Annotated in this window: 14 protein-coding genes and 3 tRNA genes; 9 read left to right on the top strand and 8 right to left on the bottom strand. The window is 46.2% G+C overall.

Going from position 1 to position 17,609, the window contains the following annotated elements:
• Positions 1-36: 36 nt before the first annotated feature.
• The 3 genes from ACN0VA_RS10225 to ACN0VA_RS10235 all read right to left on the bottom strand — a co-directional run bounded on the left by ACN0VA_RS10225 (position 37) and on the right by ACN0VA_RS10235 (position 5,014).
• On the bottom strand, positions 37-1,359 hold the full coding sequence (locus ACN0VA_RS10225) for a TolC family protein (protein WP_417821054.1): 1,323 nt from the start codon (positions 1,357-1,359) through the stop codon (positions 37-39).
• A 112-nt stretch (positions 1,360-1,471) separates the two neighbouring features.
• Positions 1,472-4,141: a GNAT family N-acetyltransferase gene (locus ACN0VA_RS10230; RefSeq protein WP_417821055.1), complete on the bottom strand. Its 2,670-nt coding sequence runs from the start codon at positions 4,139-4,141 to the stop codon at positions 1,472-1,474.
• A 141-nt stretch (positions 4,142-4,282) separates the two neighbouring features.
• Positions 4,283-5,014, bottom strand: a complete 732-nt coding sequence (locus ACN0VA_RS10235; RefSeq protein ID WP_188659821.1) for a Crp/Fnr family transcriptional regulator — start codon at positions 5,012-5,014, stop codon at positions 4,283-4,285.
• 224 nt (positions 5,015-5,238) lie between these two features.
• Here ACN0VA_RS10235 and ACN0VA_RS10240 point away from each other — a divergent pair, with 224 nt between their 5' ends.
• Together ACN0VA_RS10240 and ACN0VA_RS10245 are read left to right on the top strand one after the other, a co-directional pair.
• Positions 5,239-5,967, top strand: a complete 729-nt coding sequence (locus tag ACN0VA_RS10240) for a LuxR family transcriptional regulator (protein WP_417821056.1) — start codon at positions 5,239-5,241, stop codon at positions 5,965-5,967.
• Between the two features lie 87 nt (positions 5,968-6,054).
• Entirely contained in the window at positions 6,055-6,234 is a 180-nt protein-coding gene (locus ACN0VA_RS10245) for a hypothetical protein (RefSeq protein ID WP_417821057.1), read from the top strand.
• A gap of 55 nt (positions 6,235-6,289) precedes the next feature.
• Here ACN0VA_RS10245 and ACN0VA_RS10250 read toward each other — a convergent pair whose 3' ends face one another.
• The 4 genes from ACN0VA_RS10250 to ACN0VA_RS10265 form a co-directional block, all read right to left on the bottom strand.
• On the bottom strand, positions 6,290-6,754 hold the full coding sequence (locus ACN0VA_RS10250; protein WP_417821058.1) for a helix-turn-helix domain-containing protein: 465 nt from the start codon (positions 6,752-6,754) through the stop codon (positions 6,290-6,292).
• A gap of 281 nt (positions 6,755-7,035) precedes the next feature.
• A tRNA-Asn gene (locus tag ACN0VA_RS10255) sits at positions 7,036-7,111 on the bottom strand.
• Between the two features lie 38 nt (positions 7,112-7,149).
• A tRNA-Asn gene (locus ACN0VA_RS10260) sits at positions 7,150-7,225 on the bottom strand.
• Between the two features lie 9 nt (positions 7,226-7,234).
• A tRNA-Cys gene (locus tag ACN0VA_RS10265) sits at positions 7,235-7,308 on the bottom strand.
• 265 nt (positions 7,309-7,573) lie between these two features.
• Here ACN0VA_RS10265 and ACN0VA_RS10270 point away from each other — a divergent pair.
• From ACN0VA_RS10270 to ilvD, 7 genes are all read left to right on the top strand, one after another.
• A complete protein-coding gene (locus ACN0VA_RS10270; protein ID WP_417821059.1) occupies positions 7,574-8,227 on the top strand; it encodes a protein-L-isoaspartate O-methyltransferase family protein in 654 nt (217 codons plus the stop codon).
• Positions 8,228-8,468: 241 nt separating this feature from the next.
• Entirely contained in the window at positions 8,469-9,851 is a 1,383-nt protein-coding gene (locus tag ACN0VA_RS10275; RefSeq protein WP_417821060.1) for a TolC family outer membrane protein, read from the top strand.
• A 96-nt stretch (positions 9,852-9,947) separates the two neighbouring features.
• Positions 9,948-10,667, top strand: a complete 720-nt coding sequence (locus ACN0VA_RS10280) for a DUF2497 domain-containing protein (RefSeq protein WP_417821061.1) — start codon at positions 9,948-9,950, stop codon at positions 10,665-10,667.
• Between the two features lie 105 nt (positions 10,668-10,772).
• Positions 10,773-13,409, top strand: coding sequence for a valine--tRNA ligase (locus ACN0VA_RS10285; RefSeq protein WP_417821062.1), 2,637 nt, complete (start codon positions 10,773-10,775; stop codon positions 13,407-13,409).
• A gap of 85 nt (positions 13,410-13,494) precedes the next feature.
• Positions 13,495-14,016 carry a hypothetical protein gene (locus ACN0VA_RS10290; RefSeq protein WP_417821063.1) on the top strand — a complete coding sequence of 174 codons (522 nt, stop codon included), beginning with the start codon at positions 13,495-13,497 and terminating at the stop codon, positions 14,014-14,016.
• Between the two features lie 77 nt (positions 14,017-14,093).
• A complete protein-coding gene (locus ACN0VA_RS10295; RefSeq protein WP_417821064.1) occupies positions 14,094-14,609 on the top strand; it encodes a hypothetical protein in 516 nt (171 codons plus the stop codon).
• Positions 14,610-14,696: 87 nt separating this feature from the next.
• Positions 14,697-16,550 (top strand): dihydroxy-acid dehydratase, encoded by a 1,854-nt coding sequence (gene ilvD, locus ACN0VA_RS10300; RefSeq protein ID WP_417821065.1) that lies wholly within the window; start codon positions 14,697-14,699, stop codon positions 16,548-16,550.
• Positions 16,551-16,596: 46 nt separating this feature from the next.
• On the opposite strand, the gene ACN0VA_RS10305 is transcribed toward ilvD, so the two are convergent.
• The gene (locus ACN0VA_RS10305; RefSeq protein WP_417821066.1) at positions 16,597-17,571 is read right to left on the bottom strand and encodes a peptidoglycan DD-metalloendopeptidase family protein; all 975 of its coding nucleotides are present in this window, start codon (positions 17,569-17,571) and stop codon (positions 16,597-16,599) included.
• Positions 17,572-17,609 lie beyond the last annotated feature (38 nt).

A 17,609-nucleotide genomic window follows, 5' to 3' on the forward strand; every position in this document is an offset into this window, starting at 1 on the left:
ACCGCCTTTGATCAGGCGGTTTTTTTAATAAGTTCCTTAGGACCCAAGCCCTAAAACATCGGGTGTGAGTTGACCCGTGGTATAAAGGACTGTGTATATTGAAAGACGATGATCATAAAAGAGTTCGGCATATTTAATTTTGGTTTCGTAAACTTCTTTTTCACGGTCCAAAACATTTAAAACATCCACACCTTCGGCACCATTTTCGCGCTGCTTACGTGTATCCAGAAAAATTTCTTCCTTTAAGATGACATCATTTTCTTTAAGCGCAAGGCGCTCCTGATTAGTTTCCAGCGTATGCCATGCCTGTCTGGCAGCTTCGATGGTTTTACGTGATGTATAATCGTAGGTGCTTTTGCTGGCAGCGTAATCGAATGTTGCTTTCTTCATCGCATATTCAGTTGAAAAACCACTGAACAGATCCCAGTTTGCTTCAACGAGAACGGAATAATCGCGGCGAACACCGATGGTGGCGTTTTTATTTTCTTCAAAATTCATCGATCCTACAAGGTTGACGCTGGGCATATATTCCGCATAAATACCGCGTTTATTTTCATTTGCAATTTCAGATGTTAAATCAGCTTTTTGCAAATTTGGGTTCTCTTTTAATGCCAGTTGAACGGCTTCATCCAGACTTGTCGGCAATAAATTCAGCGGTGGATTGGGGTCCAACATGGCGGCAATGTCCGGGGCATGACCGAAGACTTGCATAAACTGGTCTGCTGCACGTGCAAGATCACCTTCATAGCCCACGCGCGTATCTTTCGCTGTTTGTAGGCGAGATTTGGCATTTAAAACATCAATGCCGATACCGGAACCACGTCTGACGCGTTCATCTTCCAGTTCCATCTGGGTTTTGATGTTTGCTTCATTCTCGCGCGCATATTCGATGCGGCGGGCTTGTTTAAGGACTTCTAGATAAACAGTAATACCTTCGATCAGAAGGTTTTGACGTGTTGATTCTTCGCCTTTTTCTGTCTCTTCCTTCGTCAGGGTTGCGCTGCGAATGGCTGAGTCCGTTGCGAAACCGTCAAACAGATTTTGGGTCACTTTTACGCCAGCGACAGATCGCATAAGAGAGGAATCATTCTTTCCATCCGAATTGGCCCGTTCTGTCGGGTTGGTGATCCACTCGTACCCGTAATCACCGGTGAAGGCGACTGTGGGCAGGTTCGCAGACTCTTGAACCTCTATTTGTTTTTCAGCACCCTTGGTGGTTTTTGTGGCTGCTTTCAATTGCGGATGTTCGACCAGCATATTGCTGAGCTCAGTTTCCAAACTTGCCGCATGCGATGTCGTTGTGTTTACAATACAGAGCAATGCCCCTAAACACGTCCCTAAGAAATAATGGGTCCTCACAGGACTTCCCTCCAGCCAATAAGTATAATTAACTGCGGATTTTAGTGCGATACATTCAATCCGTCAAACCTTATCAGTGTAATAGGATATAGTTTCATATTTTAAAACGGGTTTATAGTTTAAGTTTTACTTCTACGATGTCTTCTTCAATGATTGTTTTTGCTTCAAATCCCATTGCTTTTACCATTTCAAGCATGGTTCTGTTTTCACGTAAAATTTGACCGGTAAAGTAAGTCGTACCACGAGAACGGCAATAATCGATCATTTTATTGAGTAGCTTCCATCCCAGTTTCTGACCTTTAAGGTCGGAACGAACCAAAATGGCATATTCGGCATCTTCGTTGTTCGGATCGGTCCCAGTTCGTACAACGCCAAGCGTTTCCATATGACCGTCTTCCTCGTTCGGGGCTTGTGCAATAAAAGCCATTTCCCGGTCGTAGTCAATTTGGGTCAGACGCGCCATTTCCGTATGCGGTAATTCACGAACAGAACCAAAGAAGCGGAAACGGATATCTTCTGGTGACACATGGGTCATAAATTCGTTATGGGCGGGTTCGTCCTCCGGCTTAATCGGGCGGATCAAGACTTTACGTCCATTACGAAGCGTAAACTCTTCTTCCAAGGATGCAGGATAGGATCGAATAGCCAGTCGACGGTTTGGATGTTTATGGGTTATCTTTTTAATACGCATTCGGGAATCAACCGCCAACGCCCCATCCTTGGATGCAAAAATCGGGTTCACGTCAAATTCCTGAATTTCCGGAAAATCAATGCAAATTTCAGAAAGTTCAATCAAGGCCTGACATAAGGCATTACGATTAATCGGCGGCGTGTCGCGGTACCCCTTCAGCAATTTATTGATTTTTGTTCTGGAAATGAGATCGTCAGCCAGTCTCATATTTAAGGGCGGTAAAGCAATGGCACGATCAGCAATAATTTCGGTTGCCGTTCCGCCTTCACCGCAAAGAAGAACAGGGCCGAATATAGGGTGGTGTGCCATGCCGGCTATTAACTCGTGGCAACGGGGCTGATGAACCATTTTTTGAATGATAAAGCCCGTAATTTGCGCCTTTTTATCAAACTTATGGACGCGGTTGCTAATAGCTTTGACCGCCTCTTCAACGGCGCGCTCGTTTTCAAGGGACAGAACGACCCCGCCCACATCGGATTTATGAACAATGTCAGGGGACAAGATTTTAACAACAACGGGAAAACCAATTTCGACTGCGACTTTTTGGGCTTCGGTTGCGTCTTTTGCAAGCCGGGATTCAACTGTATTTATGCCATAAGCCCGCAATATTTTTTTTGTATCCGTTTCTTTTAGCCATGTTTCACCGTTTTCAAGGGCTTCATTTATGATTTGGCGTACTTCCGCACGGGCAGGCTTAATCTCGGCGGGGACACGCTCGGGGATTTCCATCAATGTGGTCTGGTTCTTCAGATACTCTACAATATGCATAAAGGCGGTAATTGCCATGCGGGGAGAGGAATAAGCCGGAATGGCATTTTCTTCAAAAATTTGATGGGCTTCCTGAACGGTTTTTTCACCAACCCAACAGGTTAAAATATTACCTTTCAGTTTTTTATGCGTTGCGACTAACTGACGGGCACTTTCTGTGCTGTTTTCCTGAATGTTGGGCGAATACAGAAATAAGATACAATCGGCCTCTTTGCTTTTTTTCAGAACTTCATAAACCTGTGGGAAATCCTGCGCACGACAACGAATGCCGGTATGGTTGGTTTTGGATAATACATCGCATTTGCCGATGATATCATTCAGTTTTTGATGGGTTTCTTCTGATAGGATCGCTAGTTTGCCATTACTTTCCAGCAGATGATCTGCAGCAATGAGGTTAAGCCCGACACCGTTTGAAACAATGGCAAGCTTGTTACCTTTAAAAGGTTTTGTCACCGACAGGGTTTCCGCACCTGCAAAAAGTTCGGCAATGCTGTTTACCCGTAACATACCGGCCCGTTTAAAGGCCGCGTCATAGACCAAATCACTGGCAGCCATTGCGCCTGAATGGGTTTGCGTTGTCAGGTTGACAATCTCGTGACGACCGGATTTCATAACGAGTATGGGCTTGTTACGCGCTGCTGAACGGGCGGCTGACATAAAATTTCGTTGATCTTGAATGGATTCCATATAAAGCAGGATGGCACGGGTAAAAGGATCACTGCCGAGATAGTCGATAATATCGCCGAAATCGAGTCCGGTGCATTTCCCGATAGAAATAAAGTGGGAGAACCCAACACCATGTGCGTTGGCCCAATCCAGAACCGTGCTCGACATTGTTGACGATTGGGAGACATAGGCGATCTTCCCCCCTTTAATGGGAAGGTGATGGGTACTTGCATTCAAGTTTTTGCCCGGAACAACAGCGCCCATACTGTTAGGGCCCAAAATACGCATGCCGTATTTTTTGTGTAATTCACCCAAGAAAGCCGGTGTTTCTTCATCAATACAGCTGGTTTGATGGCTTACAAGAATAGCCGCTTTAACGCCTTTCTCGCCAAGTGCCTGCATTGTCTCTTCAAGTGCGGCAACTTCCGTACAGACGATGGCAAGGTCAGGTGTTTCGGGCAGGGCAGGGATATCGCGATAGGTTAAAATGCCGCCAATGGCTTTATAATCAGCACTTACCGGCATGATAGGGCCTTGAAAGCCGCCCGTTATCAAATTTCGAATAACAACGTTGCCGCACTGTCCTTCCTCGTTCGTTGCGCCAATAACGCAAATTGATTTGGCGGCAAACATTTTATCGAGATTACGGATTCCCATTGCTCTTTTCCCCCATTTGAAAAAGCAAACATTATACAAATATATATTCGTGGTTCGGAGCGTATCTAAAATCAGGGTAAAAACAAGTTACAAAGATGGGACAGTGCTGCGCGTAAAGCGCATGGCTATCTTTAATCTAAGCTATGCTTCTGCTTCAAAATCTTCCTGAAGAAGATCTAGGCTTGGGATTGTCACTTGGCGACCTTTAAAGAAAGCCAATTGGTCTTCTTCCAGCTTCTTGATCGTACGGGCGATTGTTTCCGGGCGTGTCCCAATGGCCGCGGCCAATTCCTGACGCGATAAGGGAAGCTCAATGACAACTTCATCATCTTCGCTTTCGTTACTTGAATAACGCGTTTTAAGACTGAGAAGCAAATGCGCAAGTCTTTTGCGAACAGGTTGTGTGGTCGTCAGCAGATATAATTCTTCAATTTCACGTAAATCACGCGCAACCCGCCGGGTGAAACGAATGGCAACATCGGGAGATTGAGACAATAAGTGTTCAAGGCTGGCACGCGGGATAAAACAGAGTTTGCTTTTCACCAAAACCTCTGCCGTTCCGGCATGCCTCTCGTTGGCCAGAAATGACCGATGACCAAAGGCTTCCCCCGGTTGAACCAGTCGGACGACAGCAGAGTTACCGTTTACATCGGTTTTACGAATGGCAATCAAACCGGCTTTCAGGCAATAGACACCTTCGCAATTATCCCCTTCGAGGTAAATATTTTGTCCGATATCATAACTGCGATGTGTGCGTTGTAAACGATCAGATTCAAGGCCAGAACGGGCAAGCCCGCATAGTGAGGAATCGTCTTTTCCTCCCCCACAGGTACCGCATTTCGTGACAGTGATCGGTTTGCCTTCTATACCCACTTTGCCTCTCAACGACGCTCAGCTAATTTTTTCAATGCCTTGAATAACTTCTTATAGTCATTCTCCTTATTGGTAAATTACATCTTACTAACAATTTGGCGAAATGAAATAGAAAATTGATCTATGTCACGTAAAACCTTCAATCTGAAATTGGAAGGTGAACAATTTTTAATTGCTTCTATCAATGTTAAATGGAATAATCGGCGTATAGATAGGACTTAAAAATGCTGACGACTTCCATTCAAGATTCGGTAACTCAATTAGACAAAATTGATAACTTACAGGATTTTAGCGACTTTCTCTTGACGCTAAAAGATCATCTGGGGTTTGACCATTTCACCTATGCTATTTTCAACTCTCCGAATGTCAAAGTGCGGGATCCCTTGGTTGCATGTAGTTACCAAAATGAATGGCTGGATTATTATTTTTCCGAAGATTGCATAAATTGTGATCCGATTGTACGCGCAGCCCAAAAATCGCATACGCCCTATATTTGGGAAAGCCTGAAAAAAAATAAGACAGAACAGGCCTTTATGCAACGTGCACAGGATTTTGGTATTTCAAAGCGGGGCATGACAATTCCCATTCGTCGAGCAAACAATGAATTGGCCCTCGTCAGTGTATGTGCGAATGCAAATAAAGGGCAATGGAACGACTTGATGAATTATAGCGTTCCCATCGTTCGTTTTATTGCCGATTATTGCCATGATGCGTTTATTGAAAAATTTACGGAAGCAGTGGGGGAGAGCGAAGAGATTAAATTAACCGCGCGGGAACGAGAATGCCTGTTGTGGACGGCGCGGGGCAAGAGTAACTGGGAAATCGCAAATATATTAAATGTCGCTGAACGCACAGTAACTTTTCATATTGGAAATGCGTGTACGAAGTTAGGCGTGAATGGTCGTTTTCAGGCGACTGTCAAGGCGATTGCACACCATATTATTTATCCATAAAAAAACCTGTAGGATTCTACAGGATGATTTCTATATCAAAATACTGTCTAATTTCCCTTAAAATTTATGAAGCTGGGGAGCGGATAGATGACAGTTGTAAATATTGATGATTATCGCAATTACACGCCGTTTGAGCGTATTTCAGCAGATGAACTCGTCAAATGCATCGGTTACCTTCAAAAAGAAGCTGAAAAATCTGGATTTAGCGAAGTTTCCGATCTTTTGTCATTGGCAAATATGGCAACAACAGACTTGTTGCATAAATAAAAGCAAAGGAACGGTTTTTTGACCGTTCCTTTGTTCTTTAATCTTCTTTTTGTGATTAACCGTTAACGGTTTCACTTTCGGCAATGGCGCGCACGACATCAATAACACGTTTGCGGATAACTGGATCCTGAAGACGTGAGAATGTGCGAACCAATTCCAAAGTCTGACGACGGTGAAGTGTCAGGTGTTCTTCAGGAATATCGCTTTCTGCGGTTTCACCTTGATAACCCGGGAATGATTCGCGAACGCTATCGGGCATATCTTCAAAAAAGAAAGATACAGGCACATCCAATACATTGCCAAGCTGCCAAAGTTTGCTGGCACTCACGCGGTTTGCGCCACGTTCATATTTTTGGATTTGCTGGAATGTCAGACCGATGCTTTCACCCAGTTTGCCTTGTGTCATCCCCATGAGTGTGCGACGCAACTTAACACGTTGCCCCACATGTACATCAACCGGGTGAGGGGTATCGCTTCCGCGTGTGCCCGGCAAAATATCTTTTGTAGCAGTTTTTACCATTTAATTTTCCTTTGGTTACTCGGCTGTTTTGTAGTTCTCTATACCCATACGATAGTAAGTGGCAACCTCTATCAACTCGGGTTGGGTTGTATTATAGCGAGACATTATTCGTTTGTCTCGCAGAAAACGCAATCACAAGTGGTTTATTACCTATTTTTTTGGGCGTCAATGCTGCGCTAGGTGTATATACGTACCGATTTCCGATCAAAAGGACTCTAAAACACTATTCATGGGGGTAATAAAAAAGCACTCCCGCATAATGCTGAGAGTGCTTTTAATATTGGCTCCGCCTGCTGGGCTCGAACCAGCGACATATGGATTAACAGTCCACCGTTCTACCAACTGAACTAAGGCGGATCAGAGCTATAGCCGATGATTACATCCAGAACCAAAATTGGCTCCGCCTGCTGGGCTCGAACCAGCGACATATGGATTAACAGTCCACCGTTCTACCAACTGAACTAAGGCGGATCGGAGATGTGGAGGCGCGGAGCGGATTCGAACCGCTGTTCACGGATTTGCAATCCGCTGCATAACCACTCTACCACCGCGCCAGATCCAATCACTTCGGTTTGGCTGTAACCATCGGCGGAGCGGAAATTAGTCGGATGACCTCTCGGGGTCAATCCATTTTTTTCATTTTTTTTCATTTTTTATGAATTGTGGCTAAAAAACTGGGATTTATTCGTTCTACACCATTGTCATAGAGACGAATGAGGATTATAAAACGGCACATGAGATGCGCAGGTTGCTCAAAATTAAAGTGATCCTGTTCGTCATCGACGAGTTTATTGATTTAACACTTTTTACGGTGCCACTATGGATTATGCGCTTTCCCGTTCGAATATGATTGAAGGTCAGATAAAAACCAACCGGGTCGCCGACCCTTATGTTTTGGATGCGATGGGTGCGGTTCCCCGTGAGGTGTTTGTGCCGACATCCAAAAAAGGTGTCGCTTATATTGATGATGCGCTTGAGGTTGGTAACGGTCGTTTCGTTCTGGAACCTATGGTTCTCGCGAGAATGTTGGAAACTGCCGAACTGGATGAAAACGATATCGTTCTCGATATTGGATGTAATACTGGTTACTCAACGGCTGTTCTGGCCAAGATTGTCAGCATGGTTGTCGCTATCGAAAGTGATGAAGAACTTGCAACAGCGGCCACAAATAACTTGAGCCAAATCGGGATTGATAACGCCGTGGTGGTTACGGGTGACATGAAAGAGGGTGTTGAAAAGCAGGCCCCTTACAATGTGATTCTTTTCAACGGCGCAGTTTCCCATCTGCCGGATTCCATTAAAAATCAATTGGCTGATGGCGGGCGATTGCTGGTTATTGAGCAAGGCAAAGCCACAATGTCCAATGTCTGCGTATATACACGCAATGGCGATATTTTTTCAAAACACGATATTATGGAAGCGGGCGTAGCAACTTTGCCAGGCTTTGAGAAAGAAGCAGCCTTTACTTTTTAAGCCTTTGAAAATAATATTTTAAATGCCTTGTTCGACACTAATCGCGCGAGGCATTTTTTTTGAAAAAAAGATTTATCTATATGTGAGGTAATTCACTTTTTTAGCCTTGTAATCGGTTGTAAAGAATTAGTTTAGATAATTCTGTTAAAAAACATTAATTTACAAGTGTCTGAATCCTTTGCCTTTCATGTTGCAGATGGTTAGACTGTGCGAAACTTATGTAAGTGTTATGGGTAATAAAATGAACCTGAGAAAAAACTTTCTAATCGGCGTTGCTTTGGGCGCGATGGCTTTTAGTTCGCAAGCGAATGCCGAGACTCTTAGAGAGGCCCTCGTTAAAGCCTATATGAATAATCCTGCGCTAAATTCTGAACGGGCAACTGTACGCGCAACAGACGAGGGTGTTTCTCAGGCGTTAGCCAATTGGCGCCCGGAAGTAACTTGGACAGGAACCGTTGCCAAGGAACGTAGTGACAATAATTCGCGTTCGGGTTCAAACCGGGAGCAAACGCTCACCCCGATGACCAGTTCTTTCTCTATAACCCAGCCTTTATTCCGTGGTTTCCAGACCGAAGCCGCCACAGCGGAAGCCGAGTCCAAAGTGGATGCTGCACGCGCCCGCTTGCTGGAAAAAGAACAAGAAGTTCTGATGGATGCGGTTTTGGCCTATTCTAATATCGTACGTGATGAAGCCGTTCTTGAACTCAATCGTAATAACGAACAGGTTTTACGTCGCCAGTTTGAAGCAACAAATGATCGTTTTGAAGTTGGGGAACTCACCCGTACGGATGTCAGTCAGGCTGAAGCCCGTTTTGCGAAAGCAACAGCTGACCGCATCCAATCCGAAGGAGATCTCGAATCGTCTCGGGCGACTTATCAAAAAATAATTGGTGAAATTCCGAGTAAACCGATTCCCTCTCCTTTGCCGAGTGATATCCCAACAACAGTTGAAGAAGTGATCGAACGGGCACAGCAAAGTAACCCGACTTTCCTGGCAGCTATTGCGGATGAAAAAGCTGCAATGGAGAATATCGAGGAAATGGCCGGGAAATTATTACCGGAATTAAACCTAACCGCATCTACGGATACGGCACTTGAATCATCTTCGCGTAATAGCCGGACCGAGTCGGCAAGCATCGGTCTGTCCTTGAAAGTACCGTTCTATCAGAAAGGGACGGTATATTCTCAGGTTCGTCAAGCTAAACAAACAGCCGCTGAAAAACGCATGGATATGGAAGAAGCCCGTCGCAGTGCTGTGGAAAGTGGCCGTACAGGTTGGGAAGGGCTCGTTACCGCAAGAGCGCGTATCCAGTCTTTCTTGGCACAAATTCGCTCCGCTGAAGTGGCACTGGATGGGGTGCAACGTGAGGCCGCTGTCGGTTCACGTACCGTTCTTGATGTCCTTGATGCCGAACAAGAATTGTTGGATGCTAAAGTAAGTTTGGTACGGGCACAACGTGATGAACTGGTTGCCGTTTATGAATTAAAGCAGGCCGTAGGTGAATTAACGGCTGAAAAATTAGGGCTGGACACCGGGATTTATGACCCGAAAGTCCATTATGATGAAGTTCGCGATGCGTGGATCGGCACATCGTCTGTCGGCGATGTTGACGAAAAAGAATAAGTCGATAACAATTCATTAAGGTGAGGACGCGTATAATATTTACATTGGAAACTTTTTTGATGAATACATACGCAAATATAATCGGGTGAAGTTGAGATGAGTGACGAAAATACAGAAGCAGGTGACGGCGCTGAGCCGTCGATGGAGGATATTCTAGCCTCTATCCGGCGTATTCTTTCTGAGGATGATGAAGAAGGTGCCGAGGCTGCTCCGACTGAAGAAGCAACACCCGAACCGGAACCAATGCCTGAGCCCGAACCGGAGCCCATGCCGGAACCAGAACCGGAGCCCATGCCTGAGCCGGAACCCGAACCGGAACCAATGCCGGAACCAGAACCGGAGCCAATGCCCGAGCCGGAACCAGAACCAATGCCTGAGCCGGAACCGGAACTTGAGCCTGTGATTGAATTGGAAGACCCCGAACCAATCATTGAAGAGATTGAAGAAATCGATATCGATGATGATATCCTGGATTTAACATCTGATATGATGATTGAGGAAGAAGAACCGGAGCCGGAACCGGAACCTGTTTTTGAACCACAACCCATTTTGGCATCCGATGTTGCCAATCGGATTGTTTCTCCACCGACGGCTGATGCATCGACTGATGTTTTGTCAGAACTGGCAAAAGCAATTTTGGATCAACGCGATATTGCAGTTGGGACACGCGATATTACGCTGGAAGGCTTGACCCGCGAAATGTTGCGTCCCTTGCTCAAAGAATGGCTTGATCGCAATTTGCCTTACTTGATTGAACGATTGGTCAAAAAAGAAATCGATATCATGATTAACCGTGCGGAACGTCTGGAAGACTAAAACACGATTAATCTTGCGAAATTACAGCGCCCGGGCTTGTCCTCGGGCGTTTTCGCGTTTATTAAAGCTATAAATTTTCATTTAGATAAGAGGCTGTGTCTTAAAATGCTCGACAAGACATTCAACCCGGCGGCAGTTGAAGAAAAACACTATACGCTTTGGGAAGAGAAAAATGCATTTGCCGCCAATCACGAAGCCGGCAAAGAACCCTATACAATTATGATGCCGCCGCCCAATGTGACAGGTAGCTTGCATATGGGACACGCCCTGACATTTACTTTGCAAGATATTTTGATCCGCTATAACCGAATGAAGGGTAAAGATGCTCTGTGGCAGCCCGGAACCGACCATGCGGGGATCGCAACACAAATGGTGGTGGAACGCCGTTTGGAAGCCGAAGGTGTGACCCGCCACGATTTGGGACGCGACAAATTTATTGATAAAATTTGGGAATGGAAAGCGCAATCAGGTGGGACAATTGTTAATCAATTGCGTCGCCTTGGTGCCTCTGCCGATTGGGCGAAAGAACGTTTTACGATGGATGAAGGTTTGTCCGAAGCTGTCCGTAAAGTCTTCGTCGAACTTTATAAACAAGACCTGATTTATCGCGATAAAAAACTCGTCAACTGGGACCCGAAACTGCATACCGCAATTTCAGATCTGGAAGTGGAACAACGCGAAGTCAACGGTAAAATGTGGTACTTCAACTACCCGCTGGAAGGCGAAGACGGTAAATTTGTTACCGTTGGAACCACGCGCCCGGAAACCATGCTCGGTGATACAGGCGTTGCGGTTCATCCCGATGATGAGCGTTATAAGGATTTGATTGGTAAAAATGTTATTTTGCCGATCGTAAATCGTGCGATCCCGATTGTTGCCGACGAATATGCCGATCCTGAAAAGGGATCGGGGGCTGTAAAAATTACACCGGGTCACGATTTTAATGACTACGAAGTTGGTAAACGTTGCAATCTGGAAATTATCAACGTTCTAGACCTTAACGCACATTTAAATGAAAATGTGCCTGAAAAATATCAAGGTATGGAACGCTTTGAAGCCCGTACAAAAGTTGTCGCCGAAATGGAAGAACTCGGCCTTTTGGTGAAGATCGAAGAAAACCCGATGACGGTTCCTTATGGGGATCGTTCCGGGGTTGTGATCGAACCTTGGTTGACGGATCAATGGTTTGTAAAAGCAGACGTGTTGGCAAAACCAGCCTTGGAAGCGGTCGAAACCGGCAAGACCCGGTTTGTTCCCAAACAATGGGAAAATACGTATTATGAATGGATGCGCAACATCCAGCCTTGGTGTATTTCCCGTCAAATCTGGTGGGGGCATCAAATTCCGGCATGGTTTGACGAAGATGGCAATGTCTATGTTGAAATGACCGAAGAGGCTGCGCAGAAGGTCGCAGGAGAGGGGGTTAAGCTGACCCGTGAAACCGATGTGCTTGATACTTGGTTCTCTTCTGCACTTTGGCCGTTCTCTACATTGGGCTGGCCGGAAAAAACACCGCAGCTCGATCATTATTACACAACGGATGTTCTGGTCACCGGGTTTGATATCATTTTCTTCTGGGTTGCCCGGATGATGATGATGGGCATTCATTTCATGGGCGAAGTTCCGTTCAAGGACATCTATATCCACGCGCTTGTTCGCGATGAACAAGGGGCGAAGATGTCTAAATCCAAAGGTAACGTTATTGATCCGTTAGAATTGATTGATCAGTATGGTGCTGATGCGATGCGCTTTACACTGACCGCAATGGCTGCACAGGGGCGTGATATCAAACTTGCCACCAGCCGTGTCGAAGGATACCGCAATTTTGCAACAAAGCTTTGGAATGCGGCACGTTTCTGTCAAATAAACGGGTGTAAACCGGTTAAAGAATTTGATGCGGCAAGTGTTAAGCACCCCGTTAACCGTTGGATTGTTGGCAAGGTTGGTGAGGTCGCTGGCGAAGTTGGCACGGCAATTGACGGCTATCGTTTCAACGAGTCGGCCAATGCGATTTATGGGTTTGCCTGGGGCACATTCTGTGACTGGTATCTGGAATTCACCAAACCTATCTTAAATGGGGATGACGAAAGCGCGATTGAGGAAACACGGGCCACAACCGCATGGGTTTTTGATCAAATTCTCCATATTCTGCATCCGATAATGCCGTTTATTACCGAAGAGTTATGGGAATCGATGGCGGATGAGCGCGATATGCAATTGATCAGTGCCACTTGGCCGGAAAAATTGTTAGATGATAGCGATGCCAACGAGGAAATGGATTGGCTGGTTCAGCTGATTTCTACAATCCGTACAACGCGTTCGGAATTGAATGTGCCCGGCAGTGTCGCCCTTTCTGTATATCTGCAAGGTGCCAATGAAAAGACGGCCCAACGTTTGGCACGCAATGAAAACCTGATCAAACGCATGGCTCGCCTGGGATCTATCGACTTGGTTGATGAAGCCGTTGCACAGGGCTGTGTTCAGGAAGTCGTGGGCGAATCTACTGTCTTTATCAATGTGGTTGATCATATGGATGTGGCGGCGGAAAAAGCCCGTTTGGAAAAAGAAATTGCCAATCTGGATAAAATCATCGGCGGCAAAGAAAAAAAATTGGCAAACGAAAAATTTGTTGCCAATGCACCAGCTGATGTCGTTGCAACAGAACGCCAAAAAGTCCAAGAACTCAGCGAGAAAAATGCCAAGTTCAAAGAAGCCTTGGCACGTTTGACATCGGCGCTTTAACTGATTGTTTGCAAGTTCACACTTATGATAGAAGCCTCACCAGAATTTGGTGGGGCTTTTTCATGTTGAGTGAACGAAAATTAAGATGGCAAAAAACGATCCTACCCCCGATGAACGTGCGGAATATATTGTAAAGCGCCTTGAATTGTTTATTCGGGAAAACCGCGAACCTTTTAAAGGAATGAATTTTAACAAGTGGCAACAACTTGCCCGTAGTGAAATTTCCAATTCCTTGCGCGATTACGAAAAATCACAATACGATCAAAACCAAGTGACAAGACGGATGCTTTTTATTATCGGCTCATCCATTGCCACCATCGGTTTTTGGGGAGTCGCTGCTGCTTTTGGTCGGATTGATTATATGTTGGCCGGGATGATTTGCCTGATTGCAGGGATTATCGTCATTGCCCACGCCGGGGAATGGATGACGCGTTCTATGTGGAAAAAAGCCCAAGCCAAAAAAAGGGAACGTGCGTATAACAATGCCGTTTCCTTGGATCGACAGATCAAACAAATGGAAAAAGAATTAAAAAACAAAGCCAAAGAACTGGAAAAAACCTTAGGGGCAGTGGGCCGGGCCGTTCCTCAGCCCTCTGACAAAAAATAAACACGCATCGCGTATTGAAATATCAACTACGTCTTCTTACTTAAGGGGTACGCTTAAGAAGGGGAGGCGATATCTATATGCATGATCGATTTGGCCTGAGAAATGACTTGGGCACAGAAGAAGTTGGCTTTCTTCAAGATGACGACACCCTGACTGTTAAGGTCGACGGGGTGATGGATCTTGTGCGCGATTATGATGTTTTTCTGTTTAGTATCCATGCAACTTTGATCCGAAATGGTTTGACGGTGCCCTCGGGTGCGTCTTTGGTTCCTCAACTACGCAAACTGGATAAACGGGTTGGCGTCTTTTGTTTAAGCGGTGATGCGTGTCGCGATGATATGACAGCTCAATTGAATAGATGCGGGTATTCCATTACCAATAATCGTGTTCTTCTACGCGATGATTTGGATAATTTGGAACGCCCCTTTCCGTTTGTAAGCACGGAACGTGTTCTTTTGGTTTGCAGTGATGTTTTAAATGAAGTCGCACAAGCCAAAGTCAAAGGATTCAAATCCTTATTAATAGATGGAAATGGTGTTCTTGACCAAAAGTCATTTAGGCTTTCACCAGACTTTGTCGCTGCCAGCGTATAAACCTTTCCAAACTCAAACGATATGTTTATGTTAGTTGCCGCACTTCTTAGGGAAGCGTTCTGATTATAATACCAAAAGGATTGGATTATGCCCGAATATCGTTCACGTACATCGACAGCAGGCCGCAATATGGCAGGTGCGCGCAGCCTTTGGCGCGCGACAGGGATGAAAGATGCCGACTTTGAAAAACCCATTATTGCCGTTGTGAACTCATTCACCCAATTTGTACCGGGCCATGTCCACCTTAAAGACCTGGGGCAAATGGTCGCCCGTGAAATTGAAAAGGCCGGTGGCGTTGCGAAAGAATTCAACACCATTGCCGTGGATGATGGGATCGCAATGGGCCATGACGGCATGCTTTATAGCTTGCCGTCTCGTGATTTGATCGCAGATAGTGTCGAATATATGGTCAACGCACATTGCGCCGATGCGATGGTTTGCATTTCAAACTGTGATAAAATCACGCCAGGGATGTTGATGGCGTCCATGCGCCTGAATATCCCGACGGTATTTGTATCCGGTGGTCCAATGGAAGCTGGGAAAGTCACCATTGATGATATTGAACATTCCCTTGATCTGGTTGATGCAATGGTTAAGGCGGCTGATCCCAATGTGTCCGATGAAGAAGTCGATGCGATTGAACGTAGCGCCTGCCCAACCTGCGGGTCATGTTCTGGCATGTTTACTGCGAACTCCATGAATTGCCTGAGCGAAGCCTTGGGCCTGTCTTTACCGGGGAACGGGACCGTTGTTGCCACACACGAAGATCGCAAAGAACTGTTCCTGCGCGCCGGACGTTTAGTGGTTGATCTGTGTAAAAAATATTATGAAAACGATGACACCAGTGTCACACCGCGCGGTATTGCGACATATGATGCCTTTGAAAATGCGATGACATTGGATATTGCAATGGGGGGATCCACAAACACGGTTCTTCACCTGTTGGCTATTGCACAGGAAGCCGGTGTTGACTTCACCATGAAAGACATGGACCGTTTGTCCCGCAAGGTGCCGTGCCTGTCTAAAATCGCGCCGTCCGTTCCCGATGTTCATATCGAAGACGTCCATCGCGCCGGCGGTATCATGTCTTTACTGGGGCGTTTGGATGATGCTGGTTTGTTAAAACGTGATGTCTCCACAGTCCATAGTAAAACACTGGGCGAGGCAATTGATACGTGGGATATCAGCCGGACCTCAGATGCCGAAATTCACAAATTCTATAAGGCTGCACCGGGGGGCGTTCCCTCACAAACAGCCTTTTCACAGGCGGCACGTTATCGTGATTTGGACCGTGATCGTTCCAAGGGCGTCATCCGCAGTGTTGAAGATGCGTTCACCAAAGACGGCGGCTTGGCTGTACTTTATGGCAATATTGCCGAAGATGGGTGTGTCGTAAAAACAGCGGGCGTAGATGAAAGCATCTGGACCTTCACTGGGACAGCCCGCGTTTGCGAAAGTCAGGATGAAGGCATTTCACGCATTCTGGGTGGTGAAGTCGGTGCCGGTGATGTTGTGATTATCCGTTACGAAGGACCAAAAGGCGGACCGGGCATGCAGGAAATGCTTTATCCGACCAGCTACCTGAAATCTATGGGCCTTGGTAAGGAATGTGCTTTGTTAACTGATGGTCGTTTTTCTGGTGGGACGGCTGGCCTGTCCATTGGCCATGCTTCACCAGAAGCCGCCAACGGCGGGGCAATCGGCTTGATTGAAGAAGGTGATACGATTGAAATCGATATTCCTAATCGTTCCATTAACCTAAAGATTTCAGATGCCGATCTTGCAAAACGCCGTGAAGCAATGGAGGCCAAAGGCGCTGATGCATGGAAACCGGCAAAACCGCGTCAACGCAATGTTAGCGCTGCCTTACGTGCTTATGCCGCCATGGCAACCAGTGCCGACAAAGGTGCGGTTCGCGACGTTAGCAAGCTTGAACGTTAAGAAACGTCTCAAAACAAAAAAGCCCGCTTTATCAGCGGGCTTTTTTTTATCCTTTTAAGAATCCATTGGGGTTAACCGGGTTCATGCCCCGGCGAATTTCGAAATGGAGCTGAGGGGTGACGACACCACCGCTGCTGCCAACGCTTGCAATGGATTGACCGCGTGTTACCTTTTGGCCGCGTTTAACTAATATTTTCTCAACATGGGCATAAGCCGTAATCCAACCACCGCTATGTTTGACAAGGATCATATTGCCAAAACCGCGCAGTTCATTGCCGCTATAGGCAACAACGCCGTTTTCAGCCGCTTTCACAGGGGCACCGCGTTTGGCAGAAATATTGATACCGTCATTGCGTAATCCATCGCGTTTGGTCCCAAAACCAGAGATAATCCGCCCCTTGATCGGCCATGCAAAACGGCTACTGGATCGTGGTGCCGGTTTGGGGATGGCTTTGCGATTGAGGCGCGGCTCCGCTTTCGCTCGCATTGTGGATTTATTTTTAGGCTTGGTGGTAACTTCGGCATTGACCCGTGGCGGTACATCCAGATTTTTAGACGCAGTGGTCAAATTTCCTGAATTGGGAATCTTTAATCGCTGTCCCGGTGTCAGGGTAAACGGGGATTTTAGATTGTTGGTTTTGGCCAATGTATAAACATCGGTGCGATAATGTCTGGAGACTGAATAAAGTGTATCACCGGGTTGAACAACATGAACCGGACCTTGCGGCAGATAAAGCCGTTGCCCGATCTTTAAATGAAAGGGTGGTTTCAGGGCGTTTCTTTCGATAAGCCCCCGAACGGACACATCGTGTTTGCGCGAAATGGCGTAAACCGTATCACCTTTTTGAACCACAACCGTTCCCGGTATCGCTTTTGGCTGTTCTGCCTTTTCTTTTTCAGCAGATTGTGTTGCAGGTGGGCGATAGCTTCCTTGTCCTTCAAACGGGACTTCCACCCAACCACAAGCAGCAAGGCTTAAAAGCAAGGCGAAAACGCCGATATGTCGCGATGTTCTAAACATGATGCGGATTATGCCCAAGCTTAATCAGGGTTTCAAAC

The sequence above is a fragment of the Terasakiella sp. genome (genome assembly GCF_048267425.1).
Taxonomy (GTDB): domain Bacteria; phylum Pseudomonadota; class Alphaproteobacteria; order Rhodospirillales; family Terasakiellaceae; genus Terasakiella.

Coding starts and splice junctions, on each gene's coding strand:
- ACN0VA_RS10240 (WP_417821056.1), top strand. CDS start 5,239: ATGCTGACGACTTCCATTCAAGATTCGGTAACTCAATTAGACAAAATT.
- ACN0VA_RS10270 (WP_417821059.1), top strand. CDS start 7,574: ATGGATTATGCGCTTTCCCGTTCGAATATGATTGAAGGTCAGATAAAA.
- ACN0VA_RS10250 (WP_417821058.1), bottom strand. CDS start 6,754: ATGGTAAAAACTGCTACAAAAGATATTTTGCCGGGCACACGCGGAAGC.
- ACN0VA_RS10280 (WP_417821061.1), top strand. CDS start 9,948: ATGAGTGACGAAAATACAGAAGCAGGTGACGGCGCTGAGCCGTCGATG.
- ACN0VA_RS10290 (WP_417821063.1), top strand. CDS start 13,495: ATGGCAAAAAACGATCCTACCCCCGATGAACGTGCGGAATATATTGTA.
- ACN0VA_RS10245 (WP_417821057.1), top strand. CDS start 6,055: ATGACAGTTGTAAATATTGATGATTATCGCAATTACACGCCGTTTGAG.
- ACN0VA_RS10230 (WP_417821055.1), bottom strand. CDS start 4,141: ATGGGAATCCGTAATCTCGATAAAATGTTTGCCGCCAAATCAATTTGC.
- ACN0VA_RS10275 (WP_417821060.1), top strand. CDS start 8,469: ATGAACCTGAGAAAAAACTTTCTAATCGGCGTTGCTTTGGGCGCGATG.
- ilvD (WP_417821065.1), top strand. CDS start 14,697: ATGCCCGAATATCGTTCACGTACATCGACAGCAGGCCGCAATATGGCA.
- ACN0VA_RS10285 (WP_417821062.1), top strand. CDS start 10,773: ATGCTCGACAAGACATTCAACCCGGCGGCAGTTGAAGAAAAACACTAT.
- ACN0VA_RS10295 (WP_417821064.1), top strand. CDS start 14,094: ATGCATGATCGATTTGGCCTGAGAAATGACTTGGGCACAGAAGAAGTT.
- ACN0VA_RS10305 (WP_417821066.1), bottom strand. CDS start 17,571: ATGTTTAGAACATCGCGACATATCGGCGTTTTCGCCTTGCTTTTAAGC.